The organism is Haloplanus sp. C73, assembly GCF_051195115.1.
In the GTDB taxonomy this organism is placed as follows: domain Archaea; phylum Halobacteriota; class Halobacteria; order Halobacteriales; family Haloferacaceae; genus Haloplanus.
On the sequence record NZ_JBNTJZ010000002.1, the window covers coordinates 208504 to 234874 of the forward strand.

The 26371-nt window shown below is 67.7% G+C and carries 35 protein-coding genes; 15 read left to right on the top strand and 20 right to left on the bottom strand.

The window, feature by feature from the left end; translation table 11 throughout:
• Positions 1-73 precede the first annotated feature (73 nt).
• Both ACQUSQ_RS05430 and ACQUSQ_RS05435 read left to right on the top strand, forming a co-directional pair.
• Complete coding sequence (locus ACQUSQ_RS05430) at positions 74-838, top strand: helix-turn-helix transcriptional regulator (protein WP_435067510.1); 765 nt, start codon at positions 74-76, stop codon at positions 836-838.
• Positions 839-878: 40 nt separating this feature from the next.
• Positions 879-1400: a DUF5817 domain-containing protein gene (locus ACQUSQ_RS05435; RefSeq protein WP_435067511.1), complete on the top strand. Its 522-nt coding sequence runs from the start codon at positions 879-881 to the stop codon at positions 1398-1400.
• Position 1401: 1 nt separating this feature from the next.
• Here ACQUSQ_RS05435 and hmgA read toward each other — a convergent pair whose 3' ends face one another.
• The gene (gene hmgA, locus ACQUSQ_RS05440) at positions 1402-2631 is read right to left on the bottom strand and encodes a hydroxymethylglutaryl-CoA reductase (NADPH) (RefSeq protein ID WP_435067512.1); all 1230 of its coding nucleotides are present in this window, start codon (positions 2629-2631) and stop codon (positions 1402-1404) included.
• A 78-nt stretch (positions 2632-2709) separates the two neighbouring features.
• On the opposite strand from hmgA, the gene ACQUSQ_RS05445 reads away from it, so the two are divergent.
• Positions 2710-3162, top strand: a complete 453-nt coding sequence (locus tag ACQUSQ_RS05445) for a YbhB/YbcL family Raf kinase inhibitor-like protein (protein ID WP_435067513.1) — start codon at positions 2710-2712, stop codon at positions 3160-3162.
• Here the strand turns inward: ACQUSQ_RS05445 and ACQUSQ_RS05450 are convergent.
• The gene (locus tag ACQUSQ_RS05450) at positions 3159-3680 is read right to left on the bottom strand and encodes an archaemetzincin family Zn-dependent metalloprotease (RefSeq protein ID WP_435067514.1); all 522 of its coding nucleotides are present in this window, start codon (positions 3678-3680) and stop codon (positions 3159-3161) included. The two genes, ACQUSQ_RS05445 and ACQUSQ_RS05450, sit on opposite strands and share 4 nt — an antisense overlap.
• Positions 3681-3719: 39 nt before the next feature.
• On the opposite strand from ACQUSQ_RS05450, the gene ACQUSQ_RS05455 reads away from it, so the two are divergent.
• Genes ACQUSQ_RS05455 through npdG form a run of 5 tightly spaced genes read left to right on the top strand, consistent with a single transcriptional unit; the run spans position 3720 to position 6329 of the window.
• Positions 3720-4148, top strand: a complete 429-nt coding sequence (locus tag ACQUSQ_RS05455; RefSeq protein WP_435067515.1) for a UPF0146 family protein — start codon at positions 3720-3722, stop codon at positions 4146-4148.
• 47 nt (positions 4149-4195) lie between these two features.
• Positions 4196-4555, top strand: a complete 360-nt coding sequence (locus ACQUSQ_RS05460) for a VOC family protein (protein WP_435067516.1) — start codon at positions 4196-4198, stop codon at positions 4553-4555.
• 2 nt (positions 4556-4557) lie between these two features.
• Positions 4558-5439 carry a TIGR01548 family HAD-type hydrolase gene (locus ACQUSQ_RS05465; protein WP_435067517.1) on the top strand — a complete coding sequence of 294 codons (882 nt, stop codon included), beginning with the start codon at positions 4558-4560 and terminating at the stop codon, positions 5437-5439.
• A 2-nt stretch (positions 5440-5441) separates the two neighbouring features.
• The gene (locus tag ACQUSQ_RS05470) at positions 5442-5615 is read left to right on the top strand and encodes a hypothetical protein (protein WP_435067518.1); all 174 of its coding nucleotides are present in this window, start codon (positions 5442-5444) and stop codon (positions 5613-5615) included.
• 45 nt (positions 5616-5660) lie between these two features.
• Positions 5661-6329, top strand: coding sequence for an NADPH-dependent F420 reductase (npdG, locus tag ACQUSQ_RS05475; RefSeq protein ID WP_435067519.1), 669 nt, complete (start codon positions 5661-5663; stop codon positions 6327-6329).
• A gap of 3 nt (positions 6330-6332) precedes the next feature.
• Here npdG and hisE read toward each other — a convergent pair whose 3' ends face one another.
• From hisE to ACQUSQ_RS05490, 3 genes are read right to left on the bottom strand one after another with little or no spacing between them, the layout of a single operon-like run.
• On the bottom strand, positions 6333-6635 hold the full coding sequence (gene hisE, locus ACQUSQ_RS05480; RefSeq protein ID WP_435067520.1) for a phosphoribosyl-ATP diphosphatase: 303 nt from the start codon (positions 6633-6635) through the stop codon (positions 6333-6335).
• 37 nt (positions 6636-6672) lie between these two features.
• Positions 6673-7275: a pyridoxal 5'-phosphate synthase glutaminase subunit PdxT gene (gene pdxT / locus ACQUSQ_RS05485; RefSeq protein WP_435067521.1), complete on the bottom strand. Its 603-nt coding sequence runs from the start codon at positions 7273-7275 to the stop codon at positions 6673-6675.
• Entirely contained in the window at positions 7275-7436 is a 162-nt protein-coding gene (locus ACQUSQ_RS05490) for a preprotein translocase subunit Sec61beta (protein WP_049935049.1), read from the bottom strand. The genes pdxT and ACQUSQ_RS05490 overlap by 1 nt, the downstream gene beginning before the upstream one ends.
• Before the next feature lie 649 nt (positions 7437-8085).
• Here ACQUSQ_RS05490 and ACQUSQ_RS05495 point away from each other — a divergent pair.
• Together ACQUSQ_RS05495 and ACQUSQ_RS05500 are read left to right on the top strand one after the other, a co-directional pair.
• Entirely contained in the window at positions 8086-8352 is a 267-nt protein-coding gene (locus tag ACQUSQ_RS05495; protein ID WP_435067522.1) for a thioredoxin family protein, read from the top strand.
• Positions 8353-8405: 53 nt separating this feature from the next.
• Positions 8406-9026: a methyltransferase domain-containing protein gene (locus ACQUSQ_RS05500; protein ID WP_435067523.1), complete on the top strand. Its 621-nt coding sequence runs from the start codon at positions 8406-8408 to the stop codon at positions 9024-9026.
• On the opposite strand, the gene ACQUSQ_RS05505 is transcribed toward ACQUSQ_RS05500, so the two are convergent.
• On the bottom strand, positions 9027-9467 hold the full coding sequence (locus ACQUSQ_RS05505) for a type IV pilin (RefSeq protein ID WP_435067524.1): 441 nt from the start codon (positions 9465-9467) through the stop codon (positions 9027-9029).
• A gap of 36 nt (positions 9468-9503) precedes the next feature.
• Positions 9504-10820 (bottom strand): DUF7096 domain-containing protein, encoded by a 1317-nt coding sequence (locus ACQUSQ_RS05510; RefSeq protein WP_435067525.1) that lies wholly within the window; start codon positions 10818-10820, stop codon positions 9504-9506.
• A 126-nt stretch (positions 10821-10946) separates the two neighbouring features.
• Between ACQUSQ_RS05510 and ACQUSQ_RS05515 the strand changes: the two genes are divergently transcribed.
• Together ACQUSQ_RS05515 and ACQUSQ_RS05520 are read left to right on the top strand one after the other, a co-directional pair.
• Positions 10947-12035: a helix-turn-helix transcriptional regulator gene (locus tag ACQUSQ_RS05515; protein WP_435067526.1), complete on the top strand. Its 1089-nt coding sequence runs from the start codon at positions 10947-10949 to the stop codon at positions 12033-12035.
• Between the two features lie 57 nt (positions 12036-12092).
• Positions 12093-12935, top strand: coding sequence for a polyprenyl synthetase family protein (locus ACQUSQ_RS05520; protein ID WP_435067527.1), 843 nt, complete (start codon positions 12093-12095; stop codon positions 12933-12935).
• Here ACQUSQ_RS05520 and ACQUSQ_RS05525 read toward each other — a convergent pair.
• The 11 genes from ACQUSQ_RS05525 to ACQUSQ_RS05575 form a co-directional block, all read right to left on the bottom strand.
• On the bottom strand, positions 12932-14044 hold the full coding sequence (locus ACQUSQ_RS05525; RefSeq protein ID WP_435067528.1) for a DUF373 family protein: 1113 nt from the start codon (positions 14042-14044) through the stop codon (positions 12932-12934). The two genes, ACQUSQ_RS05520 and ACQUSQ_RS05525, sit on opposite strands and share 4 nt — an antisense overlap.
• Positions 14045-14084: 40 nt before the next feature.
• Complete coding sequence (locus ACQUSQ_RS05530; RefSeq protein ID WP_435067529.1) at positions 14085-15992, bottom strand: DUF2070 family protein; 1908 nt, start codon at positions 15990-15992, stop codon at positions 14085-14087.
• Positions 15993-16097: 105 nt separating this feature from the next.
• Entirely contained in the window at positions 16098-17288 is a 1191-nt protein-coding gene (locus tag ACQUSQ_RS05535; protein WP_435067530.1) for a cation:proton antiporter, read from the bottom strand.
• Positions 17289-17789 carry a cation:proton antiporter regulatory subunit gene (locus tag ACQUSQ_RS05540; protein WP_435067531.1) on the bottom strand — a complete coding sequence of 167 codons (501 nt, stop codon included), beginning with the start codon at positions 17787-17789 and terminating at the stop codon, positions 17289-17291.
• A gap of 510 nt (positions 17790-18299) precedes the next feature.
• Entirely contained in the window at positions 18300-18851 is a 552-nt protein-coding gene (locus tag ACQUSQ_RS05545; RefSeq protein WP_435067532.1) for a GMP synthase subunit A, read from the bottom strand.
• 46 nt (positions 18852-18897) lie between these two features.
• Entirely contained in the window at positions 18898-19407 is a 510-nt protein-coding gene (locus ACQUSQ_RS05550; protein ID WP_435067533.1) for a DUF7097 family protein, read from the bottom strand.
• Between the two features lie 36 nt (positions 19408-19443).
• The gene (locus ACQUSQ_RS05555) at positions 19444-19569 is read right to left on the bottom strand and encodes a hypothetical protein (RefSeq protein ID WP_435067534.1); all 126 of its coding nucleotides are present in this window, start codon (positions 19567-19569) and stop codon (positions 19444-19446) included.
• A gap of 128 nt (positions 19570-19697) precedes the next feature.
• A complete protein-coding gene (locus ACQUSQ_RS05560) occupies positions 19698-20837 on the bottom strand; it encodes a multicopper oxidase domain-containing protein (RefSeq protein WP_435067535.1) in 1140 nt (379 codons plus the stop codon).
• 103 nt (positions 20838-20940) lie between these two features.
• Complete coding sequence (locus tag ACQUSQ_RS05565) at positions 20941-21105, bottom strand: hypothetical protein (RefSeq protein ID WP_435067536.1); 165 nt, start codon at positions 21103-21105, stop codon at positions 20941-20943.
• The gene (locus ACQUSQ_RS05570) at positions 21106-21315 is read right to left on the bottom strand and encodes a zinc ribbon domain-containing protein (RefSeq protein WP_435067538.1); all 210 of its coding nucleotides are present in this window, start codon (positions 21313-21315) and stop codon (positions 21106-21108) included.
• An 86-nt stretch (positions 21316-21401) separates the two neighbouring features.
• The gene (locus ACQUSQ_RS05575; protein ID WP_435067539.1) at positions 21402-22352 is read right to left on the bottom strand and encodes a hypothetical protein; all 951 of its coding nucleotides are present in this window, start codon (positions 22350-22352) and stop codon (positions 21402-21404) included.
• A gap of 168 nt (positions 22353-22520) precedes the next feature.
• On the opposite strand from ACQUSQ_RS05575, the gene ACQUSQ_RS05580 reads away from it, so the two are divergent.
• From ACQUSQ_RS05580 to ACQUSQ_RS05590, 3 genes are read left to right on the top strand one after another with little or no spacing between them, the layout of a single operon-like run.
• Complete coding sequence (locus ACQUSQ_RS05580) at positions 22521-23246, top strand: hypothetical protein (RefSeq protein WP_435067540.1); 726 nt, start codon at positions 22521-22523, stop codon at positions 23244-23246.
• A gap of 47 nt (positions 23247-23293) precedes the next feature.
• Positions 23294-23644, top strand: a complete 351-nt coding sequence (locus tag ACQUSQ_RS05585) for a DUF192 domain-containing protein (protein ID WP_435067541.1) — start codon at positions 23294-23296, stop codon at positions 23642-23644.
• 36 nt (positions 23645-23680) lie between these two features.
• The gene (locus ACQUSQ_RS05590) at positions 23681-24019 is read left to right on the top strand and encodes a cupin domain-containing protein (RefSeq protein ID WP_435067542.1); all 339 of its coding nucleotides are present in this window, start codon (positions 23681-23683) and stop codon (positions 24017-24019) included.
• Here the strand turns inward: ACQUSQ_RS05590 and lysS are convergent.
• A complete protein-coding gene (gene lysS / locus ACQUSQ_RS05595) occupies positions 24016-25623 on the bottom strand; it encodes a lysine--tRNA ligase (RefSeq protein WP_435067543.1) in 1608 nt (535 codons plus the stop codon). The genes ACQUSQ_RS05590 and lysS overlap by 4 nt on opposite strands.
• Positions 25620-26330, bottom strand: coding sequence for a UMP kinase (gene pyrH, locus ACQUSQ_RS05600; protein WP_435067545.1), 711 nt, complete (start codon positions 26328-26330; stop codon positions 25620-25622). The genes lysS and pyrH overlap by 4 nt, the downstream gene beginning before the upstream one ends.
• Positions 26331-26371: the final 41 nt, after the last annotated feature.

Genomic DNA, 26371 nt, shown 5'->3' on the forward strand with positions numbered 1-26371 from the left:
CGTATATAACCCTTCGCCGTGCCGCGGTCCACGCCGGGGATTTAACCCGGCGTCCGTTCAGGATGTACGACGTATGGGCGAGGACGCGCTCGCGTTCCTGGCTAGTTCCGCGGTCCGACCCGAGATGTTGACCGCGTTCCGGGACCACGGCCGGCTCTCGCTTCGCGACCTAGACGCGCGGCTGTCCATATCCCGACGGACCCTGAAGCGGACGCTCTCCGAGATGATGTCGCGCGGCTGGGTCCGACGCCGGGGAGGCACGTACGAGTTCACGGCGCTCGGGGACGCCGTCCTCACGGCGTACGAGGGGTTTCGCGAGCGAGAACGCGTCGCCCGCCGCTGTCGGGCCTTCCTCGAACACACGCCCGCCCACGCGTTCGACGCCAGTCTCGACGCGCTGGCCGACGCGAACGTCGTCGGCACCGACGCCGACCCGACGGCGCCGGTCGACCGCCTCGTCGACATCCGCGCCGGGGCCACCGAACTCCGCGAGTACGCTCCCTTCCTCATCATCGATACCGTCCGCCAGCTCGCCGCCCGTGTCGACGCCGACGCGCCGCCCGACGTGACGCTCATCCTCGGGACGGCCACGCCGGACGGCGTCTCCGACGAGTATCGCGAGCGCTTCGCGACGCTCGCCGCGGCTCCGACCGTCGACGTCCACATCTACCCCGACGGCCCGCCCTTCGCGTTCGGCGTCGCTGACGGCCACGCCTTCGTCGGCGCCGCCACCATGGAGGGGATGCCCCGGGCACTGTTGGAGGGCGACGCCCCGCCGCTCGTCGCGTGGGTCGACCAGCAGTTCGACCGCTATCTCGGCCACGCCGACCCCCTCTGAGACCACGGCGTTCATTACCGGACGCGACGAAGCCGCGGCCATGTACGCGGTCGTCGGCTGTACGGACTGTCACGCCCTTTGGCTGCTCTCGGACCCTAAATCGGCCGAGACGGCCACCTGCCCCCGCTGTGGGCGTCGCCACCAGATATCGGCGCTGAAGCGGTTCGTCACGACCGAGCATCGGGACGCGGCTCGCGAGGCGCGGGCCGCGATGCTCGCCGACGCCGCCGACGCCACCGAGGCCTTCGAGTCCACCCCCTCCGTCGCCGAGATGGACGCCGACGCCGACGAGGCGGTGGTCGACGACCACGAGTATCTCGACGCCGCCGGCATCGACCCCGACGACGTCGCCGCCGCGGGCGAGACGTCCTCCGGGTCGTCCCGGAGCCGTCCCCGAATCGTCCGCGACGCGCTCCGGGAACTCGACGCGCCCGACGAGTCGGCGGTGGTCGATTACGCCACCGACCACGGCGTGCCCGCCGACGCCGCGAGCGACCTGCTGGCGCGGCTGGTTCGACGCGGTGAGGCGACGGAAACTAACGGGACCTACCGGCTGTTGTAGGCTACCGCCCCAACGACTCGTGGGCCGAGGAGAGATGTCGCGACCCGAGCGCCGCGAGCAGGGAGAGTTCGCCGGCGAGCGCACCGACTGCGATGCACTCCGCGAGGGCGTCCGCGTTCGCCCCCGCGGGGTCGCCGCCCCCGGCCACGTCGAGCAGTTCCAGCCCTTCGCGCTGTGTGGGAAGGCGCGTCCCGCCGCCGACGGTCCCCACCTCCAAACTCGCGAGCGAGACGCTGAGATAGAGGCCCTCGTCTCGCGCCTCGGCCGTCGTGATGGCGTTCGACCCCTCGACGACCTGTGCGGCGTCTTGCCCAGTCGCGAGGAAGATTGCGGCGACGACGTTGGCGACGTGGGCGTTGAAGCCGAGACTCCCCGCTTTCGCGCTCCCGACGAGGTTCTTGCGCGTGTTGAGTTCGGCCACCGCTTCCGGCGTCGTGTGCAGGCGCTCTTCGACCACCTCGCGGGGAATCACTACGTCCGCGGTGACGCTTCGCCCCCGTCCCTCGACGGCGTTGATGGCCGCGGGTTTCTTGTCCGTACACAGGTTGCCCGAGAGCGCGACCAGCGACGCTGTCGTCGACTCCTCTATCACCTCGGCGGCGGCGCGGGTGGCGATGGTGGCCATGTTCATCCCCATCGCGTCCTTGGTGTCGTAGCGGAAGCGCAGGAAGACGGTGTCGCCGACGACGTACGGCGTCACGTCGAGCAGTTCGCCGTGGCTCGTCGTTTCCTCCGCCGCCTCGCGAAGGAGAGCCTCGTTGTCCCGCACCCACTCGACCAGCGCCTCGGCCTCGGCCACGTCCGCGACGCTGAAGGCGGGCGCGCGTGTCATCCCCGACTTGGTGACGCGTGCCGTCGCGCCGCCCGCGGCGTCGATGGTCGAACAGCCCCGATTGACGCTGGCGAGGAGGGCGCCCTCCGTCGTCGCCATCGGGAGGTAGCGCTCGCCGTCGATGGCGCCGCCGTGGACGGTCACGGGGCCGGCGACGCCGAGCGGAATCTGGGCCGCGCCAATCATGTTCTCGATGTTGGGGTCGGCGCGCTCCGCCGGGAAGCCGTACTCCGAGATGGCATCGAGAGCGACGCCCGTCTCGCTCTCGACGAGTCGTCGCCGGGCCGTCGCCGCCGTGTCGGCGTCGGCGTGCGCTTCGAGTTCGTGAAACCGGATGTCGCCGTCGCGGACGCGCTGAATCAGGTCGTCCGCGTCGGTCACGTCCGAGTCGTCGGTCATGCCCCACCCGTCGCGGCCACGGTGCCTAAGCGTTATGTTGGCCCCCAAAGCTAACTCCTCGCCCGCCCACCGTTCGGTATGGAACTTTCGAGTCCGGCGTTTCGCGACGGCGACCCGATTCCCGTCGAGTACGGCTACACCGAGCGCAACGTCAACCCCCCGCTCGAACTGTCGGACGTGCCCGACGACGCCGAATCACTCGCACTCGTCGTCGACGACCCCGACGCCGTCGAACCCGCGGGCAAGGTATGGCTTCACTGGCTGGTGTGGAACGTCAATCCGACCCGCAAGCGCATCCCGGAGAACTGGTCGACGGACACCGCCGCGGCGACGGAGGGCGAAAACGACTTCGGCGAGACGGGCTACGGCGGGCCCAAGCCGCCGGACCGCGAACACACCTACCGCTTCCGGCTGTTCGCACTCGACGACACCCTCGACGTGCCCGAAGGGGCGTCGCTCGACCAACTGGAGCGGGCGATGGAGAGCCACGTCCTCGCCGAGGCGACGTACGAAGGAACGTACGCGCCCTAGAATAGCGTCCGGTTACAGGAGCCACAGAGCGTCTCCTCTTTCTTGTCGACTTCGCGCACGGTGGGGGAGAAACTCATCACACAGCGCTCGTTGTCGCAGTGTTCGAGGCCGACGGTGTGGCCGATTTCGTGGACGATTTCCTTGCGGACCCGGTCGGCAAACACCTCCGACTGCGGCTTGGAGGAGATGCCGCCGTCGGAGGACGTCTGCAGGCGATACGTGGAGACGACGGAGCCGTTGCCGTTGAGATACGCGAGGCCGAAGACGTAGTTCCGGCGCCGATAGTAGAGGTCCTCGCTGGTGATGCCGATGTTCTTCTCGCCGGAGCCGACCCGGCTCGTGAGTTCGATGAACTCCTCGGCTCGGTACTGGCTCCGATTCCGGTCGAACGCGCCGTCGGGGATGGGTTGAGCGTCTTGCACCGTCACGTCGCAGTCGTAGACCGACCGCAACCCGGCAGACGCCTCGCGTTTCACCTGTGCCGGGACCTCCCCAATCGGCACGATGTCGACGAGCATGCGAGTAGTTAAGCCGCGCCCCGCTATAAATATCCCGCCGTGACGGCCTCTCGAACCGAACTCGCCACCCGCCTCGCCGCCTACGACCGCCTCCTCGAAGTCGGCGTGGGCCACCGCCCCGAAGTCGCCGCCGCTCTCGTCGACGCCGGGGCGAGCGTGACTGCCATCGACGTCGTCGACGCCACCGTTCCCGACGGCGTCGCGTTCGTCCGCGACGACGTGGTCGCGCGGCGCGACGCCATCCACGCGGGCGAGGACCCGCCCGCTCACTACCGCGTCGACGCCATCTACGGGCTGAACCTGCCCGCCGAGTTACAGCGCCCCGCCCGCGATGTGGCCCGGGCCGTCGGCGCCGACTTCCTGTTCACCACTCTCGGGTTCGAGGAGCCGACCCTCCCGGTCGAGCGCGAGTCCGTCGGCCGCGAGACGCTCTACGTCGCTGCCACGGGACCGAGCGACCGACGCTGACGCCGCCGACTGTCCACGTTTATTGTCCTGCCCGCGTATCGCGGCGTATGGACGTGCTCCACACCGCCATCGAAGTGTCGGACCTCGACGCAACCCGCCACTTCTATGAGGACCTCCTCGGCCTCGAACGCTCGCGCCAGTACGAGAAAGACGGCGTGACGAACTACTACGTCACGGGCGCCGGCCCCGGCGAACTCCAGTTCCGCGTCGTCGGCGACGCCCCCGACCCCGCGGGCATCGAACACCTCGCCATCGCTTCGGACGACGTCGACGCGACGGTCGAGGAGGTGGCCGACGCCGGCGTCACCATCGAACAGGAGCCACGGACGCTGGAGCGAGTGAACCGCCGCCTCGCCGTCGTCACCGACCCCGACGGCTACACGGTTCACCTCATCGAGGACCTGTAGCGATGGCCGGATACGGGTCCCCGCCCCTCGACGTCGATGCCATCGTCCTCGACATCGACGGGGTACTCGTCGACGTGGCGGACTCCTACCGCCGCGCCATCGTCGAGTCCGTCGACCGGGTGTACGGACGGACCGTCGACGACGCGGCGATTCAGCAGTTCAAAAACGCCGGCGGCTTCAACAACGACTGGGAACTCACCTACGCGGCGGCGCTGTTCGTCCTCGCGCGCGACGCGGGCTACGACGCCGACGTGACCGCGTTCACCGACGCCATCGCGAATCGTGGCGGTGGCCTCGACGCCGCGGAGGCCGTCGTCCGCGACGCCCGCGTCGACGACGACGCGGTGTTCGACCGCTGGGATACCGACCGCCTCCGCGACGTGTTTCAGGCGCTGTATCTCGGGGCCGACCTCTATCGTGACCTCGAAGGCGGCGACCCGCCGTTCGAGACGCGGGGCTATATCCACGACGAACCCGTCCTCGCCGACCGCGAGACGATAACCGACCTGACCGACCGGTTCGCCGTCGGCGTGTTGACTGGGCGGCCCGCCGCCGAGGCGACCATCGCTCTCTCGCGGGTCGACCTCTCGGTCCCCGACGCCCATCGGTTCACGATGGACGACTGGGCCGAGGGCAAACCCCATCCGCGGGCGCTCGTGACGCTGGCCGACCGCCTCGACGCCGACCGTGTTGCCTTCGCGGGCGACACTCTTGACGACGTGCGCACCGCCGTCAACGCCGCCGAGGCGGACGACCGCACCTTCCACGGCATCGGCGTCCTCACCGGCGGGCTAACCGGGGAATCGGGGCGGCAGGCATTTGCCGACGCCGGTGCCGCCGCCGTCGTCGAGACGGTAAATGACCTCACGGCGCTGTTGTCCTGACCATGGCCGTCGACTGGTCGCAGTTCGGCGCCGTCGCCGCCATCCTCGTCGTCGTGGTGTTTCTCGTCGTCGCCGTGTCGTCGCCGCCCGACCCGTACACCCAACTCCGGGGCGTGGTTCCGGGCGTCGTCGTCGCCCTCGTCGTCGCGTATCTCGTCGCCATCGGCGGAGAATAGGGCCACTCCCGACACCCTTACTTCCGGTGGGGCCACAGTCCGACCATGCGAATCGCGCTACTCGGCGGAACCGGCGATATCGGCGAAGGCCTCGCCCTCCGGTGGGCGTATCACACCGACCACGAAGTCGTAATCGGGTCGCGCGACCCCGACAAGGCCCGCGCGAAAGCCGAGGAGTACGAGACGGAGCTATCGAGTCGCGGCGTCGACCGCAAAATCAACGGCTTCGCGAACGAGATGGCCGCCGACCGCGCGCGGATTGTCGTCCTCGCCGTCCCGGCCTATCACGCGAGCGACACCGTCGAGTCCATCGCCGACTCGCTCGATGACGAGGATATCCTCGTCACGCCCGCGACGGGGATGCAACGCGACGACGACGGCTTTCACTACCACCGCCCCGGCGCCGGGAGCGTGACCCAACTCGTCGCCGAGGCTGCCCCGGACGACGTCCCCGTCGTCGGCGCGTTCCACAACCTCGCTGCCGGCCGACTGGCCGACCTCGACGCCGACCTCGGCATCGACACCTTGCTCGTTGCCGACGACGACGACGCCAAGGACATCGTTCGGCTCCTCGCCGACGGCATCGACGGCCTTCGACCGCTCGACGCCGGCGGCCTCGCCAACGCTCCCGAAATCGAGGCAGTGACGCCGCTTCTCATCAACGTCGCCATGCACAACGACGACCTCCACAATCTCGGCATCCGGTTCCATTAGGGACTAAAACCGCTCTTCGAGTTCCGCCTGTAGGTCGTCGACCGTCGCCCCGTTCATCGCGAGGACGACGAGTAGGTGATAGACCAAATCCGCCGACTCCGCGACGAGGTCCGCCGAGTCGTCGTCTTTCGCCGCGAGAATCACTTCGGTCGCCTCCTCGCCCAGTTTTTCGAGCGCCGCGTTCTCGCCTTTCTCGTGGGTGAACAGCGACGCCGTGTACGAGTCCTCGGGAAGTCGGTCCCGACGGTCTTCGATGGTCGCGAAGAGCGCGTCGAGAACGGGGTCTGACGCCTGGTCGTCGGTCATGCTCGGGCCGATGGCCGGTGAGACAAAGGGCCTGTCGTTACGCCTCGGCGGCGAGGCGGTCGAAGAGCGCGAGGCGGTGGATGCGGTGGTCGTCGGTGAGTTCGGGGTGGAACGCCGTGGCGAGGACGGGGCCCTCCCGGACTGCGACGGGGCGGTCGTCCCACGTCGCCAGTACGTCGACGTCGGGACCGATGTCGGCGACGGCGGGCGCGCGGATGAACACCGCGTGGAAGGGGTCGTCCAGCCCCTGCACGTCGAGTCCGGCTTCGAAACTGTCGACCTGCCGGCCGAAGGCGTTGCGGTCGACGGCGATATCGAGTATGTCCAGCGTCTCGACGCGGTCATCGTTGGCGTCGCGAGAGGCAACGATGAGGCCGGCACAGGTCGCGAGAATCGGCTTGTCAGCCTCGGCGTGGGCGACGAGTTCTTCGTCGATACCCTCCCGGGCCAACAGCTGAGAGATGGTCGTCGACTCCCCGCCGGGGAGCGCGATGGCGTCGCAGTCGGGGACGACGCCCGAGTCGCGAATCTCGATTACCTCGGCCTCGTGGCCCGTGGCGGTCGCTGCCCGTTCTATCGCCGTCACGTGTTCGCTCACGTTACCTTGGACGGCGACGACGCCGATTCGGACCGCCGACATTACAGCGAGACGACGTTCAGAATCTGCACCAGCACGCCGAAGAGAACGCCGAACGCGACCACGGTCTTGGGGTCGATTCGGATGGCGTTCCGGTCCTCGGCGTCGAAGTAGCGAACGAGCCCCGCACTCGACATCAGGCCGCCGCTTTGACTGCCACTCATGGACGAATGTGGTCGCCTCGCGCGCCTAAACGTTTCGGCTCGCCGATTGGCGCTCTTCAGATTATCGCGCTTGAATTGATTACACCTCGAAAGCCCCCGTCCGTTCGCCGCCTGCGACTCGCTGTCGTTCGAAAGAGTGCAACGCACTCTTTCGTGATGTCGTCAGAACTCGTAGAGTTCTGACTGCTAACCAGAACCCGACGGGTTCTGGTAATGACGAGAGAGCTTCGCTCTCTCGAACCACGCTCCTCACTGCGTTGCGGTGCTTGCGTCGTCGACGGATCGCTCTGCGATCCGTCTGGCTCGTCAGACCTTCGGTCTGACGACCGTCACCAGAACGCTCCGCGTTCTGGTTGGCTCGCGAGAGCAAAGCTCTCGTGAACGCCTCGGCTGGCGAACGGACGGCCCCTTTCAGCCCCGCCCGCATCGGCTGGCCGACCGGTCGCCACAGGGAGGGACTGAAAGCCCCGACTCGCTGGAGGAAGGTGGACGACGCAAGCACGCGAGCGAATCGAGCGCGCGCAGCGAGTCCCCCGACTTCAGCGAGTCGGGGCTTTCGAGGTGGTTCCAGCTTCACCTCCCTATCTGAACACTACCCGCCGATTGGCAAACGCTTATGCACGCCGCCCCGATACCGAGGGGACGGATTATGACCGTTCGACTACTCGATTTCTACGCCGACTGGTGTGGACCGTGCGACGCACAGGAGCCCATTCTCGAGGAACTTGTCGAGGACTACGGCAGCGTCGAGCTCGAAAAAATCGACGTCGAACAGGACCAGGACACCGCCAACGCCTATCAGGTGCAGTCCCTCCCCACTGTTGTCGTCGAGAACGACGACGGCATCGTCGAACAGTTCGTCGGCGTCACCCAGCGTCCCGACATCGAGGACGCCCTCCAGCGCGCCGGCGCCTGACCCCCGTCACGAATCCCCATCGTTATGCCCGTCGAATCCTAAGCCGGGTTTAAATGGGCATCCTCGAAGACAAATCTCGGGCGCGGCTGTTCTACAAGTACCTCTCGAAGGTGTACGACCGGGTCAACCCCTTTATCTGGAACGAGGAGATGCGCGCGGAGGCGCTCGAACTCTTCGCGCTCGATTCCGACGACCGGGTGCTCGACGTCGGCTGTGGCACCGGCTTCGGCACCGAGGGCCTACTCCAATACAGCGACGACGTCCACGCCCTCGACCAGAGCATCCACCAGATGGAGAAGGCCTTCGAGAAGTTCGGCCGGACGGGACCGGTCGAGTTCTATCGCGGCGACGCGGAGCGACTCCCCTTCGCCGACGACAGTTTCGACGCCCTCTGGTCGTCCGGCTCCATCGAATATTGGCCCAACCCGGTCGACGCGCTCGCGGAGTTCCGCCGCGTCGTCAAGCCCGGCGGTCCGGTGCTCGTCGTCGGCCCCAACTACCCGAGTAGCTCGCTCTTCCAGCGGCTCGCGGACGCTATCATGCTCTTTTACGACGAGGCCGAGGCCGACCGGATGTTCGCCGAGGCCGGCTTCGACGACGTCCGGCACGTGACGATGGGGCCGTCGTACAACCCCGACATCGCCATCACGACGCTGGCCCGCGTCCCCGAATAGTCACGCCGTCGCCGTCACCGTCGTCAGGTGACGCCCGTCGTGTTCGAGGACGACGGTCACCCGAGCGCCCGGCGCTATCGCCGGTCGATTCGTCGCCGCCACTCGGAGCGACGCCGACTCGCCGACCCCCCACGTCGTGTTCGCGCGAGCGTTGAACGGCCCCGTCGGTCCCGAGTGATACCCCCGCGCGGCGAAGAAGGGCACGGGCGGCTGGTGGCGAAGCGGTGTCCCGTCGACCCGAACGGTCACGTCGAGTCGTCGAGCGTCGACGGCGTCGCCCGCTCGATGCGTGAACGTGAGTCGGTCGCCGTCCACGGCGAGTGTCGCGGCCAGCGTGGGCGGCGCGGCGGGCGTGACCGCGAGACTCGTCGCCGCGACGGCGATAGCGATGACGACGGCGATGGCGAGTGCTGGCCCGCTGGTGAGCGCCCGCGTAGCCATGTGTCGGGTGGCCGCGCCATCCCTGATAAACGCTGGCTAGGCTGTCGGCGTTGGCGTGGGGGTCGCCGTCTCGTTGTTCTCTCCCTCGTTGCCCGTCGCTGGCTGTACCCGCGGCGGCGCACCGGGGTCGATGACGGCTTCGACGGAGTCACCGAGATACTGGGCGGTGATGGTGTATCGGCGGTAGGGCGAGAGCGCCCAGCGGGTGCCGTCCTCGCTAGTGCGTTCGAGCGAGCGCATCGTGCCCGTCTCGGTTCGCATCGTGACGTTCGCGTCGACGACGTCGCCGGTCTGGGCGTCGACGACGTTCACTTCGACCGGTCCGCCGGGGTACGTGTGGTTGACGCGGAGCCGGAGTCCGTCGCTGGTCCGGTCGGCGCGGCGGTCGTAGACGAGCGAGTCGAGAGGTCGGCGCTGGTGTTCGGCGTAGACGACGCGGGCGTTGCTGTCGACGAAGGCCGTCAGGTCACCGCGGCTGTGTGCGATGCTGACGGGATAGGTTTCGCCACCTCCGAACACCTGCGTCTGCTCGCGGGTCGTGTTCCAGATGACGGGGTAGCTCGCCGACACGATATCGAGCGCGACTTCGAGTTCGATGGCGTCGCCCGCGCCGTTTCGCAGGTCACCGCGGTAGGCCTCGCGGTAGTAGGTGTCGTCGACGATGGTGGTGACGGTCACGCTCTCGGGGCCGGTCGCGATGTAGAACCGATGCGGTGCGGCGTCGCCTCGCAGCACCATCTCGGCGTGAGCGCGCACCGGCCCGGTGAACGCCGAGAGGCGGTTCCCGACCGCCGCCACGCGGCCGCGGTTGATGTCGTATCCCGGCGTTTCGGCGGCCAGTTCTTCGAGTCGACTGCGACGCTCGCCGAGTTCCTCGGCGGCGATGCTGATGCGGACGAGGTTCACGAGCAGGTCACGCGACGTGATGTCGCCGCGACCGTAGGCCGCGACAGTCTCGGTCTGGCGCTCGTCGAGTTCGTCGACGTCGGTTTCCAGTTCACGGACCGCCGCTCGAATCCGCGCCTGCCGCTCTTCGGTCGTGTTCGCGGCCTCGATGCGCTCGGCCATCGCGAGGGTCTGCAAGCGGTCCGTGGTCTCGTTCGTCGACAGCGTGACTGCGGGGCCGAGGTCGACGTACTGCCGGTCGACACCCCATCGTTCTATGGACCGGGGCGGGATGTCGAGGACGGTAATCTGCTGGAGGGAGGCGTTGTCGGTCTGGGCGACGCTCGACCCATCGGCTGGTTCTGTCGCGCCGAGTGTCGACTGGTCGTCGACGGCGAAACCGCTCGTCGCCCCGACCACGGCAGAGCAGACGAGGAGGGCGACTGCGAGGACGGGGAGGGCTCTCATCGCGCGATGGTACAGCCGCCTGCTACTAAAACACCTGCCATCTTCCCGCACTTGACGGGCGCTATCCACCCGAGAGCGCCGCTATGGCGATGGAAAGCGTTTTCCCGTCTCATTGAGACTCACGATATGATGCGGATTGCCGCGCCCTTCCTAGCCCTCCTCGTCCTCCTCGCTGGGGTGGCACCCGCGGTGGCACTCGCCGATACCGAAGCGCCGTCGACTGCCACCGACCAGCCGGCGCTCTCGGAGTCGCCCCCCGCTCGTATCGACTCACCTGCGGTCACCGAACTCTACATCGACCCCGACCCCGACGGAGACGCCCGCTGGACCATCTCCGTCCGGTACACGCTCGAATCGGACTCCGACCGCGCCGCCTTCCGCGACTACGCGCAGTCGTTCGAAGCCGGTGACGTCGAGGCCGGTCCCGGCCTGTCTTTCTTCCGGATGCTCGCCGACGAAGCCGGTGGGGCGACCGGTCGCGAGATGGCGATTCAGAATCCGAATCGCAACGCCACCGTCCAGAACGACACCGGCGTCTTGCGGCTTTCGTTCACGTGGACGAACTTCGTGACCGACACCGAGCGCGGGTTCGTGATTCGGGAGTCGGTGCTGATGCCCGGGAACCGAACGTGGCTGTCGTCTATCGGCCCGTCACAGCGTCTGGTCGTGGAGACGCCCGAGGACTATCAGGTGACGGACTCCCGGTTCGGCCTCGACAACGGCTCGGTCGTCGTCGAGGGCCCCCACCAGTTCCAGGACCCGCTCACAATCTCCTACGAGGAGACGCAAGGGCCGGACCCCTCCTCGATTCCGTGGCCGCTGGTCATCGGCACGCTCCTCCTGTTCGGCATCGTCGGCGCCGCCGTCTACGCCCGTTCCCGAGACGTGTGGCCGACGGCTGGCGACGACACCGACGACAGTGACGCGCCCGCACCGGCCGCGACGCCCGAGACGGACACCCCCGAGACGGACGCCGACGCTGACGACGAACCGGCCACGGATGTCGACCCCGAACTGCTGTCGGACGAGGAGCGAGTCGAACATCTCCTCGACCAGAACGGGGGGCGGATGAAGCAGGCGCGAATCGTTCAGGAGACCGGCTGGTCCGACGCCAAGGTGTCACAGCTACTCTCGACGATGGCCGACGACGGCCGCATCGAGAAACTCCGGCTCGGCCGGGAGAACCTCATCTCGTTGCCCGACGACGAGTCGTAACTCACTCCGGTCTCCAGAGCGTCACGTACTTGCCGGCCCCGCCCCTCGTGTGGGCCGATGGAGTATCTGGATCGTCGCGTGGGGCTTGTGAACGAGCGGTTGGAGTCCCTCGTCGAGGCGGTCGAACCCGCCGAACTCGCGGCGGAACTCGACCACGTCGCCCTCGCGGGCGGCAAGCGAGTCCGTCCGGCGGTGACAGTGCTTGCCTGTGAGGCTGTCGGCGGGCGCCCCGCCGACGCGGTCGATTTCGCCGTCGGTATCGAACTCGTCCACAACGCGTCGCTGGTCATCGACGATATCATCGACCGCTCGGCCGTCCGCCGCGGGACGCCGAGCGCGTGGGCGGAGTTCGGCTACGGCCCCGCTATCCTCGCCAGCGACGGCCTCCTCGGCGAGGCCTTCGCGCTTTTCTCGCAGAACGAGCGAGCGATGCGTATCGTCGCCGAGGCGATGGTGGAACTCGGTGAGGGTGAGGCGACAGAACTCGTCGCCCGTCCCGAGTCGGAGGCGGAGTACATGGAACTCGCGCGGCGAAAGACGGGCGTGCTCTTCCGCGCGGCGGCGGAACTCGGCGCGGTGGCCGGTGGCGCCGACGCCGTCACCGTCGAAGCGCTTGGCGACTACGCCGAACGCGTCGGCGTCGCCTTCCAGATTCGCGACGACGTCCTCGACGCCACGGCCGACGCCGCCGACCTCGGCAAGCCGACGGGCCAAGACGCCGAGATGGACCGCCCGTCGCTCGTGCAAGTGACGGGGCTATCGCCCGACGAGGCGAACGCGCGCGCACAGGCAGCCTCGGACCGGGCGCTCGAAGCGCTCGCGACGGCCGACACCCGCGACGTCGACGCCGTCGAGTATCTGCAGGACCTCGCGGAGTTCGTCGTCGTCCGCGAGCGCTAGGCGGGGTCGGCGGTGGGGTAGCGCGCTTCCGCGAGCGCGAACGCGAGCGTGCTCAACACGCCCAGAAGCGTCCCGACGGTGAGCGCGACGGCGAGGTCGGTGAGCGTAAACGCCGTCACGCCCTCGGCCGGCGGGAGCAGGAAGCCCGAGACGGCATAGAGGACGATGGCGATGGCGACGACGTAAAACGGCGCGTTCAGATAGCGCCACTTGAACTCGTCGGCGAGACACTCGTCGGTCACTTGCCCGAGACTACTGGTGATGCCGGCGGCGGCGAACCAGCGAATCGAGCCGTTGACGAGCGCCGCGAGCACCGTCACCGCGGAGGGTTGGCCGGCGAGGCCCTCCTCGACGGTCCGTAGCGTCGCGACGCCCTCCGCGCCGCCGACGATTAACAGCGCCGCCGCGACGACGTAGGTGATGATGGTCACCCGGCCCGTGTAGAGGACGTTCCGGACGCGCGCGGCGATGCCGTCGACCGTCGACTCCAGCCCGAGCCCTCGGAACAGCGTGTAGAGGCCGAGTAGCGCGGAGATGAGTCCCAACACTGCCGCGCCGGGAACTTGGAAGAACGTCGCGATGGTGACGAAGGGGTAGATGAGCAGGAGGATGCCCAGCGGGACCAACAGCGTCCCCCGCGTCTCGGGGTCGTCGAGCACCTGTTTCACCGTGTAGTACATGGATTCGAGGTTCTGGGCCTGCCGAACGACCACGCGGCGGACGCTGTCGATGGGGACCCGCGAGCGGATGACGGGCAGGACCGACTCGTCCTGTGCGCCGTCGGTGATGACGATGGCACGAACTGACTCGCCGGTCGAGAGCGACGCGAGTACCCTGTCCACCTCGTCGCCGACTTCGCGCGTGGCGCGCACCTCGCTCCCCTGAATCCCGGTGACGGCGGCGACTTCGACCTCCTCGGACTCGCTGGCGCGGAGGTCGTCGAGGACGTGGATTCCCTGAAACATGACGTTCACGTCGGAGTCCTCGGGGTCCGCGGTGGCGAGGGCGACGGCGGCGTCTCTGACGGCGTCTCGGCCCACGACCGGCGTCTCGAGGCCGGTCTTGCGACCGAGGTCGTCGTCGAGGTCCACACAGAGCACCAAGAGCACAGACGAGGGTACGCTCGCCGGCTATTTCTGTTTTCGGGGGCTACGTCAGGAAGAAGATTAGCACGCTGACCGCCATCGCGACGAGGATGATGACCGCGGCGAGCGCCCCGCCCATCGAGACGACGGCGTTGGCGTGGCTGGCGAGGGTTTCTGTCCGGTCGTTGCCGAACACCGTCACCGTCGTCCGCTCGGTGGCCAGCCCCGCCGAGACCGGTTCGAGGTCGTCGACGGCGTCGTCGACCAACTCCTCGATGAGCGCCACGAACGGGGCGTGGTCGATAGCCGCTCCGACCTGATTGTCCGCCTCCACCGTGTTGACGATGTGCGTGTCCGTCGTCATCACCTCGGCCATGTCGATGGCGTCGTGTGCCGTCACGGCGTCGACGACCCGGTCGCGAAGCCCCGGCACCATGTTGTTCCCGTCGACGAGGACGTAGGCCGTGTGTTGGTCCTCGACTTCGACGACGGCGACCCGGATGCCGAGGGGGCCGATGCCGTCGAGGGGGTCCCACTCGGTCCGGCTCCACGCGACGCCGAGTCGGAGCGGGCCGGTGGGCGCCGTCTGCAACCGCTGACCCGTCTGCCGCGCCGCGGTTATCATGTCGAACGCGCGCTGGCTGCCGGGCGTGACGTGGCCCAAGTCCTCGCCCTGCAGGCCGTTGTTCGAGTTGTGCGCGTCGACGAGGAGGACGTCATCGAGTCCGGTGGTCCGCGCTTCCGTCGCCGCCGAGAGGCCGACGCCGTACTCCACGTCGTCGGCGAAGCCCGGTGCGTAGGAGGAGACCAACAGCGCGTCCCCGCCGAACGCCTGACCCAGCATCGCCGCTTCGCCCGACGTCGTGCGGACGCTCCGGGTCGCCTCCGAGGAGTAGGTGAGACGCTCCTGTGCGGCGTCGATGGCGTCGAGGATGGAGTCGACTTCGCGCTCGGTGACGAGGTTGAAGTCGTGGCCCGCCGTCGCGTGAGGCGGGAAGACGAGGCCGTCCGTGTGTTCGGCGACCCGGACCGGGAAGTTGCCGCCGCCGATTTCGCCCATGGGGCCGGGGTGAATCATGGGGAGGACGAACCGCGCCTTCTGACTACCGTCGGGGCGCTTGAAGGCGAGGACCGTGACGGGGACGATGGCCTCCTCGCCCAGTTTCTCGAAGAAGGTTTCGAGCTCTCGTGACCCTTCCGCGACGTGGCCGATGAACCCGCGGATAAAATCGAGGACGGAGACGCCGAGGCTCCGTTGCCACGGGCGGTCGATGACGCGGATGAACGTGTAGACGGCGCCGGCGTAGATGACGCAGGTGACCGCGAGCAACTGGAAGTGAGCGGCGTCGATGACCCACAGCTCCGGCGGTGCCTCCGAGGCACGCGAGAGATAGGGCATCAGATAGGCGTCGACGAGGGGGCCGCCGAGTTCGAGGAAGCGGACGGTGCCGCTGTAGACGAACAGGAAGAGCGCCGAGACGACGGTCTGGAGGCTGGCCGGCACCGCGGCAATCAGCAGCGACGACTGCGACACCGCCATGACGACCAGCAGGCGGAAGGCGAAGATGGAGGCGAGCGCGATAATCAGCGCGTCGTAGACGAATCGCTGTCCGAGCGGGGTGAGCAGGCTCACGATGCCCGCGCCGGTGACGATGGTGACGAGGATGACCTCACAGAGCAACGCCAACAACGACGACCGGTTCGGCGTGAGTTTCCCGCCGACGAAGTGGTCCACGCCCGTCGTCCCGACGGACGCGATGACGGTCGGCAGGCCGATGAAGAAGATGCCCTGCCACGCGTCGCGGCCGAGGATGAGGAGGTTCCGCCACGTCGGAGAGGTCGTCCCCGAATCGAAGGCGGCGATACCCGCCATGGCCGCGATGACGAGTGCGAACCCGAGGCTGGCGTACCAACTGGGGGCGGTGAAGATGTACCGCGAGAGCCCCGCGAGGTCGGACTGGGTCGCCGTCATTCAGTCCCCCCGACGTGGCGGGGCGTCGTAAATCCCTCCCTTCAGGTCGGTCGCCCACTCGTCGCCCGATGGTCCCCTCCTGCCTTCTCTCGGTAGTCGACTGCGCTACGCCTCGATTCCCAGTCCGCGGGCAATCTGGTCGGCGAACTGGATACTGGTCGCCCCGAGCAGGCTCATCGCTAGCACGTAGCCGACGGTGAACGCCGGCACCACGCTCTGAACTTCGGGGATGGTGCTCGTCGCCGCCAGCGCCGCCACGATGAGCGAGAACTCGCCCCGTGGAATCAGCCCCAGACCGACCCGGAGTGACCGCTTCCGACTCAAGTCGTAGACGGAGCCGCTGGCGACCCCACTCACCAGTTTCGAGAGAGTCGTCGCGACGACGGCGACGGCAATCAGCGCCCCCACTCCCGCGACGACGCGCAAGTCCGTCGACACCCCGATAGAGAGGAAGAACAGCCCGGCGAACACGTCCCGGAGTGGGGAGAGCTGTTCTTCGATTCGGTGGACGAGATTCGTGCCGTGGAACGCCGTCCCGACGAAAAACGCCGCGACCGCTTCGCTCGCTCCGATTGCCAGCGCGGCGCCCCCGATGAGGACGGTCACGCCCGCGATGCGAAGCACGAACAGCTCGTTCGACTCGACCGAGAAGATTCGCTCCACGTGTACCGTCCCGTAGTGTGCGGCCACCGCGAGCGCGCCCAAGAAGGCGAACGACTGGGCAACCGTCATCGCGATGCTTTCGAGGGAGCCGCCACCGCCCAGCAGAGCCGAGATGACGGCCAGATACACCGCGATGACGAGGTCCTCGACGACGAGCGTCCCCAGAATGACCTCGCTCTCGGGGTTTGCGAGCCAACCTGCCTCCGTGAGCGTCTTCGTGATGATGGCGCTCGACGAGATGTAGACGATGCCGGTCAGGAGGAGCGTCGTCATCGGGCCGTATCCGAACAGCAGGCTGATACCGACGCCGACGACGGCGTTCACCACGAGGTCGATACCTCCGACTTTCGTGAGCCGAACGCGATTCCTGATGAGCGTCCCGATGCTGAACTCCAGCCCGAGGAAAAACAGCAAGAGGACGATGCCGAGTTCCGCGATGACGGTGAGGAACTCGCCGTTGGTCACGAGTTGGAGCGAGAACCGGCCGATGCGTGTGGGGACGTACGGGCCGATGAGAATGCCCGCGATGATGTACGCCGGAATGACCGACTGCCCGATTCGACGGGCCGCGGCCCCGATAATCGCGAGGGAGACGAGCGCAATCCCGACTTCCAGAAGGGTCGTCTCGGCCATCTAGTCGGTGGTTTCGACCGACCCGGTTTCCAACATGGTCTGGAACGCCGACTGGTCGGCGTGGCCGCCGATGACGACGAGGATATCCCCCGCCGCGAGCACCTCGTCCGCACCGGGACTGCCAATCGTCTCGCCGTCACGCTGAATCGCGGCAATCGTCACGCCCGCCTTCTCGCCGATTCGTGCCTCTTGGAGACTTTGCCCTACCAGCGGCGACTCGGCTGGGAGTTCCATCCACTCGATAATCGCTTCGCCGAGAGGGATGTCGGCGTCGTCCAAATCCAGCGGTTGGAAGTCTGCACCCTCCAGAACTGTCGCAATCTCGCGGGCCTGACTCGACGACAGGTCGAACAGTTTCTCGGCGTCTGCATCCGCCCCCTCGCGACGGAATATCTCTCGTTTCCCGTCGTGATGGACGATGACGACGACTCGCTCGTCGTCGCCAGTTTCGACTTCGAACCGCTTTCCCACCCCGGGAACTTCCGCCTCGTAGATAACCATTGCGTGCGGCTTCGGGACGCCGTCAAATAAATTCGGCCGTGTTCGACCCGGAACCGTTCAGATACGCGGATGCATTTGGGACCATCTCGAAAGCCCCCGGTGTCTCGGCTCCCGGGACTCGCTGTCGTTCGAAAGAGCGCAACGCGCTCTTTCGTGATGACGAGAGAGCGAAGCTCTCTCGAACCACGCTCCTCACTTCGTTGCGGTGCTTGCGTCGTCCGGGTACGCCGAGACATCGGCCCCTTTCAGTCCCGCCCGCGTCGACTGGCCGACCGGCCGCCGCCGGGCGGGACTGAAAGGGGCGACTCGTCATCGGGCGGCTTCGCCGCCCGATTGCCCGAGGGAGCTTTGCTCCCTCGCTGCTGGAGGAAGGAAGCCGACGCAAGCACCGCAGGCCGAAGGCCGAGGAGCACAGCGAGGCTCCCGACTCCAGCGAGTCGGGGCTTTCGAGGTGTTTTCAGTTCGAGCACGCTAATCTGAACGCTATCCTCGACCCACCCAGCAGACGGTCTACGACCGACAGCGCTCGATGAAGTTCGCGAACAGTTCCTCGCCCTCGGCGGTGTGAGCCACCTCGGGGTGCCACTGGACGCCGTACAGGTCGCGGTCCGTATCGCTCATCGCCTCGATGTCACAGACGTCGCTCGTCGCGGTGTGGGTAAAGCCCGAGGGGAGTTCGGTCACTTCGTCGGCGTGACTCGCCCACACCCGCGTCTCGGGGGCGAGCGAGCCGACGACCGGGTCGTCGTCGTCGACGATTTCGACGTCGACGTCGGCGTAGCCGCCGTAGTCGCCGGCGTCGACGGCCCCGTCGAGTTCCGTCGCCATAATCTGCATCCCGAGACAGATGCCGAGCACCGGCACGTCCATCTCCAGATACTCGGCAGCGCGCCCGATTCGGTCCATATCCGGTCCGCCGGAGAGCACCAACCCGTCCACGTCGAGGTCCGCCGGCGGTGTCGTGTTGTCGACGAGTTCGGTGTCCACGCCCGCGTCGCGGAGCGCTCGCTGCTCCAAGTGCGTGAACTGCCCGTGGTTGTCGACGACGACGATACGAGTCATTACCGCGTGGTAGTCCGGTAGCGCGTAAAAACGCCTCGGATACGGCTCACTCCCGGTCGTCGCGTTCGGCCGCCGTCTGGAATCCGAACTCGGCTTGCTCCTTGCTCCGGCGCGCTTCCCGTGCCGCCATCGCCTCGGCGTCGGGGTTCACGTCGTCGTCGATGCGCGCCCACCCCTCGTGAACCTTGGCGTGACACCACCGACACAGGGTGACGGTGATTTCGTGGTCGGCCTCGTCCGACCCGTAGGACAGGTGGTGTTCCTCCAGTAGCGGCCGCGCCGACTCGTGAGCGATTCGGACTTCCTCCAGCCCACAGCGCCGACACGTCCGGCCATCGGTCGTCGAGCGGTAGTGGGGGCAGTCCTGCCACTCGGCGTCGCCGGCGACGACGCAGGCGTAGTCGTCGGCCCGCCGCGCCGACGCGAACTCCGGGTCGTCGCCGGCGCGTTCGAGGGCGAACCGACACCGACCGTCGTCGGTCAGGTGGTCACACCGGTCCGCGTGGTCGTAGGGGTCGTCGACCCCCACCGGCGTTCCCGTGGGCGTCCGCTCCATGCGCGTTCTCGGGGTCTATCGTGTATGAATCCTCGGCTACGTCGACTCGTCCGTCTCCGTCTCGTCCCCCGTTCGGCGTTTGTAGAGCCAGTACAGCCCCAGCGGGACGTTGAACGCCACGAGGAACGCGACGAACACGAGGGCGAGGTTGCCGTCTACCATCGGCCCGGACTGCGTGACTGGGCGCTTTCGAGTCGAAGTAGCAGACGTGTGGTCGGCGAATTGGCGAAACGGGTGTTCATACACATCACGTCGCGCCGAGAACCCTAAATCCTCGTATCGGTGATGAACTACGGCTCGTAGCCCGCGTACTCCATCAACTGCGCGAAGATGTCGGAGTCCATCACCGACTCGTAGACGATGCCGCCGACCATCCCGCCGGGGTAGGAGTCCCCGTTCATCGCGTGGCTGACCTTGTGGCAGTGCATGAGGTAGATGCCGGGGTCGGCATCGGCCTCGAACTCGATGGTCTTGCGCTCTGCGGGCGCCAAGTCGAGGATGTCCTCCTCGTACTGGGCGGCCTCGGGAATCCGTGACCCGTCTTTCTCGACCACCCGGAACCGGTGGTTGTGGGTGTGTATCGGGTGGTTCATGTAGCCGTTGTTGGCGAAGTGGATGCGGACCGTATCGCCTTGCGAGACGAGGACCGGCGAGCCGTCCTCGGGGTGGAGCGTCCGCGGTGCGGCCCGCCCGTTGATGGTGAACACGTCCGGCTGTCGGTTCCGCGGGCTGTAACTCACCGACTCGCCCGCTAGCTGGCGGTTGAGCCGCGAGTCCCAGTCTTTCACCGTCATGAACAACTCTTGGTCCGCCGGCTCGTACCCCTTCGGGTCGACGCGGAAGACGCCGTACATCCCCATGTCGATGTGCCGGTGGGTCTGGTAGTGACAGTGATAGAGGTGGGTGCCGGGGACGTTCGCCGGAATCTCGTAGGTGTGGCTCTCGCCGGGCATCACGGTGATGCCCGTCGTCGTCGGCACGCCGTCGTTCTCCCACGTCTTCCGGACGCCGTGGAAGTGGACAGTGTGGGGCATATCCGCCTCGGTGTTGTCGAGAGTCACTTCGATGTCCTCGCCCTCGGTCGTTCGGATGATGGGACCGGGGACGCTCGGTGCCCGGTCGTCGGCCTGCCACGCCCAGACCCGCGGCAGTTCGACGGGGCCGCCCATCGAGTCGCCGGGGTGGACCGGCAGCGTCGAGGTGACTGCCCGGAGCGTCACTTGATTGTCCTGTTCGGTGGCGTCGACGACCTGCGGCTTGGCCGCGCTCGGCAGCGACGCGGCCGACTGCTGGGCCGCCGTCGCCGCCTCGGCCTCCGTGTTGGTCGGTGCCACACAGCCCGCGAGGCCGAACGTGCCCGCCGCCCCGGTCGCCTTCATGAACTGCCGCCGTGAGAGCGTCGTCCCGGGTGCGCCAACGTGGTCCGTCATACCGACTAGTCGTCTGTCGGCAGGGGATATGCCACCCTCGGCGATTCTCACCGGGCGGCAACGACGCGCCGGACCCCCGAACCGGTTCGGGGGGTATAAGTCGTCAGTCCCGGTCGTCGCCCGCCTCGTCGCGGCGCGCGACGCGTTCGGCGGCGTCGCGGTCCATCACCGTCCGATTCTCGCGTTCCGCTCGGACGAGCCAGTAGAGACAGAGCGGCGCCCCGACGCCGAGAGCGACGGCGAGAACGAGGACGCCGACGCCGGTCATCTATCCGAGGAATACGTCGACGATGTCGCTCCCGCCAGCCCCGGTGTCGCGGTAGAACTCCGAGTAGCCACAGTTGGTACACGACACCACCTGAAAGGAGTTGGTCTGGATGTCGAACATCTTGCTGAGGCCGCCGCCGGTGGTCGAAATCGTCCCCACGTCGGTTTCGGTGTGACCACACTTCGGACAGCCGCGGTCCGCGTCGGACATACGCGACCATCGGCGGCTATCGGTCAAAACCCACCGGAGGCTGAGACGCAAGTTTGTGTGACTCGGTCGCACGGACCGCGGTCGCCTCAGGCGTACTGGTCGTAGATGCTCTCGGCTTCGTTGGCTCGGCTCGACGCCAGCGTCAGCAGGTTGTCGCCGACGTCCTCGAACGCGTTGGCGTCGCTGGAGAGGTCGTCCATCTGCTCGTCGAGTTCGTCCTCGACGTCACGGAGGAGTTCGTACGCCTGGTCCGCGGTGTTTGCGGCCTCGTCCGTCCGGTCGTCGTCGACGGCGTCGCGCGCGTCGGTAATCAGCGAGATGCCGTCGTGGAGGTCGGCGGCGGCGTCACCGAAGACGGTGAGAGCGTCCCGCTCGGCGCGGAGTTGTGTCACTTTCTGTTCGTACTCGTCGGTGCCGATGGCGTCGGTCACCGACGCGCTCTCCGGGTCGAGTTCGTCGCCGATGGTCGTGACCGGCGCCGACACCTCGTCCATCGCGGTTTCGACTCGCTCCAAATCGTCGGCCGCGGCGTCGAGTTCGGTTTCGTCCAGCCGGGCGTACGCCTCCGTGAGTGCGTCGTGGCCGTCGATGAGCCACGACTGCGCGTCCGTCGCGTGCGTGAGGAAGCGCTGCATCGTATCGAGGGCGTCGACGGTCGAGCGTTGGTCGTCGGTCGACGCCGCCGCCTCGGCCGCGGCGACCGACCGCTGGACGCGGTCGAGGCGCAGGAGGACGTCCCGCGCCTTGAACGACTCCGTCTCGGCGGTCACCGACAGGAGGTCGTCGGTGACGCCGCCGGTGTAGATGTACACCGCCTCGGTGAGGCGGTCCTGTGCGTCGTCGATGTGTTGGGCGGCTTCCGGCGACGCCTCGGGGGTGGGCGTCGCGGTCGGTTCCGGCGTCTCGGTCGCGGTCGGTTCTGGCGTCTCGGTTGCCGTCGACGTCTCGGTCGCCGTCGGAGTCGGTTCGCTCGGCTGGCCACCGAAGCAACCGGCGGCGAGGGGGGTCAGGGCGGCAAGGAATGCGCGGCGGTCCATACGCGATGCCAACATGTGGACCGTGTAAAACGTATCGATACTGTCAGACGCGCGTTTGACGATAGCCGGTCGAAAACCCGACAATCAGCGACGCTGTGCGACGAGCGTCAGACACGTATCAAATTTCGATAAAAACCTATACGTCGCCGTCACGGTACAATACGACCGATGACCCTCCTCGGACTCTCCGCCGCCGCTCGGAAGCGAGCGGCCGCGCTCGTGGTGGCGCTACTCGCCACCGTCGCTACGTGGAACGTCTTGCTCAACACCCTCTTTGCCCGGTCGGGTCTGGCGTCGTCGATGCAGCTCGCCTACGACCTGATTCTGCCCCTCACGAGCGCCGGCGCGACCGGCGGCCTCCTCCTCGTGACGGTCGCGCTCGTCGTCGTCCTCGCCGCGCTGGCGCGGACGGTCGCTCCCGACGTCGACGCCCTCGGGGGTGGCGAGGCGCCCGCCGAGACGGCGCTCACCTACGGCCGGGCCGTCGCGGTCGCGTTCGCCGGCACGCTCGCCGCGGGCCTCGGCCTCGCTCTCTTCGTCGTCCCCGGCCTCGTCGTCCTCGTCCACCTGCCGCTGGTCTTTGTCGCCGTCGCCACCGACGGCGTCTCGATTCGGGCGGCCGTGGCGCAGGCGGCGTCGCTCGCCCGCGGCGAGCGCGCCCGTATCGCCGCCATCTGCCTTGCCGTCGTCACCATCCCCCTCGCACTCGCCGTCATCGCGACGCTCACCGCGCTGGTGCCGCCGGTGGCCGAACTCGCACTTGGCGTCGTCGTCACCACCGCCGCCGCTGCCTCCGGCGTCGTCGCGTTCACTGCCCTCGCCGACTCACTCGGCGGCACGACGACCGGCACCACCCGAAATCGCGTCGCTCCCTCGTCCTCGCGACAGCTCTGAGGCCCCGCGACGGCCACGCTCTTGGTCCTCGCCTCCAATCGCTCGGTATGACATGCATCGTCCACCGCCGCGACGGCGACGACCGTATCCTCGCGACGGACGTGACGGTCGCCGACTCGTTTCTCGCGAAGGCTCGCGGGCTGATGTTTCGACGGTCCTTTCCCGACGGTTCGGCGCTCGTCTTTCCCTTCGAGCGGCCGGCTCAGCGGACGCTCCACATGGTCGCTGTCCCCTTCGATATCGACGCACTCTGGCTTCGAGACGGGCGTGTCGAACGCGTCGCGCGCCTGTCGGCGTGGACCGGTGTCGGTCGCGGAACGGCCGACACGATAATCGAACTCCCCGCCGGCGCCGCCGCGGGCGTCAGCGAGGGCGACGTCGTTCGCATCGACGACTGAAATGGATTTATGGTGGTGCCCGCGCCCCGGTGGGGTATGGACGTGCTATCGACCGAGGACGCGCGGACGGACGAAGCGGTGCCGGGCGTCTACCTCTCGCAACTGGCCGACGGCGACGAGATGAGCGTGCAGAAATTCGTCATCGACCCCGACGAGGCGGTGCCCGAACACAGCCACCCCCACGAGCAGGCGGGCTTTGTCACCCGCGGCGAGGGCGTCTTCGTCGTCGACGGCGAGGAACGCGTCGTCACCGTCGGCGACTCCTACGTCGTCCCCGGCGGCGAAGCCCACCGCGTCGAAAATCGCGGCGACGAACCCTTCGAGGGAATCGACGTCTTCAGCCCGCCCCGGACCGACCCCGACTGGCGGGACTAGTCCTCGCGCCGCAGTCGTTTCACGACGAACGCCTCGTCGAGTTCGCCGAGGAACTCGCCCAGCCGCGGCCCCTCGGTGTCGTCGAAAAAGAGCCGATAGCCCGCGGCGAAGAAATCGCCCACCTCGATATCGTGGTCGCGCGCCGTCTCGTACATCTGGCCCTGAATCTCCTCGCCGTCGTGGCCCTCCGCTACGAAGTCGGCGAGGTCATCGAGCGCCGCTTCCACGTCGTCGTCGAAGTCGGTTTCGGGGCGGTCGGCCTGCAGGCGGTAGTTGTAGGCGTTGTCCATGCGCTCGGCCCACGTCCGCGCGCGTTCGACCCGGTCGAGCGCCTCCTCGATGGCCCACTCGGGGGTGTCGTCGTCGATGAAACCCTGATTGCGCGCCATCCGCACCCGCAGGTCGTGGTCGTCGGTCATCCCGAGGACTGCGGCGAAGGTGTACGGGAGCCGAACCCGCTCCTCGCGCACCTCGTCGACGAGGAAGGGGTAGGCTCGGTCCGCGATGGGTTTCAGGTCCTCGTCCTCGGCTTCGCCGAAGTAGATGCGCTCGAACCGGTCGAACTCGTCGACGAGGAGGTCGATACGCTCGACGTCGAAGTCCTTCGCTCGCTTGGGGTTGCGCACGAAGAAGTAGCGCAACACCTCGGGTTCGAGGAGCGCGAGCACTTCGTCGACGGTGACGACGTTGCCCGACGACGACGAGAGGGGTTCGCCGTTGAGCGTGAACCACTCGTAGGTCATGGGGACCGGTGGCTCGATGTCGAGGACGCGCCGGGCGATTTCCTGCCCGCTCGGCCACGACCCCTCCGCGTGGTCCTTGCCGAAGGGTTCGAAGTCGACGCCGAGGACGGCCCACTGGGCGGGCCACTCGAAGCGCCACGGGAGTTTGCCCTCCCGGAACGTGGCGGTGCCCTCGTGGCCACAGCCGTCGATGTGGTCGCCGCCGGCGTCGAGACCCGAACACCGGTAGTCGACGGTTTCAGCGTCTAAGTCGACGTTCCGAACGTCCTGCGTGAGCCGCCCGCACTCCGAACACTGGGGCATGAAGGGGACGTACGACTCGTCGACGCCGTCCTGATACTCGGCCAGCACCTCGCGCGCGAGGTCGGTCCGTTCCAGAACCGTCCGCGTCACTGCCTCGAACTCGCCGGATTCGTAGAGTTCGGTGTTCGAAACCATCTCCACCTCGACCCCCACCGCCTCGGCGCTCTGAGCGAGGAGGTCGGTGAAGTGAGCGCCGTAGGAGTCGGTTTCGCCGAAGGGGTCCGGGATGTCCGTGTACGGCGTGCCCAGATTCCGACCCAGCGCGCCGGCGTCGACGTCACCGAGGCCGACGAGGTTCCAGTCCGAATCGGCGAGCGTCTGGGGGACGCTCCGGAGGGCGTCGCGGTCGTCGCTCGTGAACACCTGCCGGACCTCGTGACCACGCTCGCGGAGGACGCGCGCGACGAAGTAGCCGCGCATGATTTCGTTGAAATGGCCGAGGTGGGGAACGCCCGACGGCGAGACGCCGCCCTTGATGACGATTGGGTCGTCGGGGTCGCGGGCCTCGATTTCGTCCGCGATGTCGTCGGCCCAGAAGGCGTTGTGTCCGTCGCTCATGGCCAGTCGATGTCGGTGGTGCAGCCGTCTGGAACCACGTCGGTGCCCGTGTGTTCGCCGTCGAGGACCGCTCGCGCGATTCGGTCGGGGTCAGTTCCGTCGAGAACGACCGTTCGCATCTTCGAGCGCTCGATGAGTTTCGCCGCCAGCAGGTCGACGGGCGCCGACGCGCCGGCTCCGCGACTCATCGGCGCCACCAAGTCGACCAGTTCAGCGCCCGTTAGCCGTCCGTACTGCTCCGCGTCGGGGTCGGTGTCGGGGTCGGCGCTGAAGACGCCGTCGACGCTCGTCGCGTAGACGAGGAGGTCGGCGTCGACGTACTCAGCGAGCGCCGCGGCGACGGCGTCGGTCGTCTGTCCGGGCATCACGCCACCCATCACGGGGACGTCGCCACGGCGGAGCGCCTCGCCAGCCTCCTCGTACTCGTGGGCCGGCGACGGGGCGGCCCGGTCGTCGAGCGCGGCTATCAGCAGCCGGGCGTTGATTCGCGTCACGTCGATGCCGATTTGGTCCAACTGTACCTCGTTGGCGCCGAGGCTTCGCGCCGCCCCGATGTAGTCGCGGGCGGTTCCGCCGCCCCCGACTACTGCGCCGACCTCACACCCGTCGTCGACGAGACGTTCGACCGCCGTCGCGTGACCCGCGACGCGGTCGGCGTCGAGGTCGGGCGCGAGAACGCTGCCGCCGATAGAGATAACGACTCGCATTACCCGACCGGTAGCCACGAGGCGGGCTTAAGGGTTGTTAA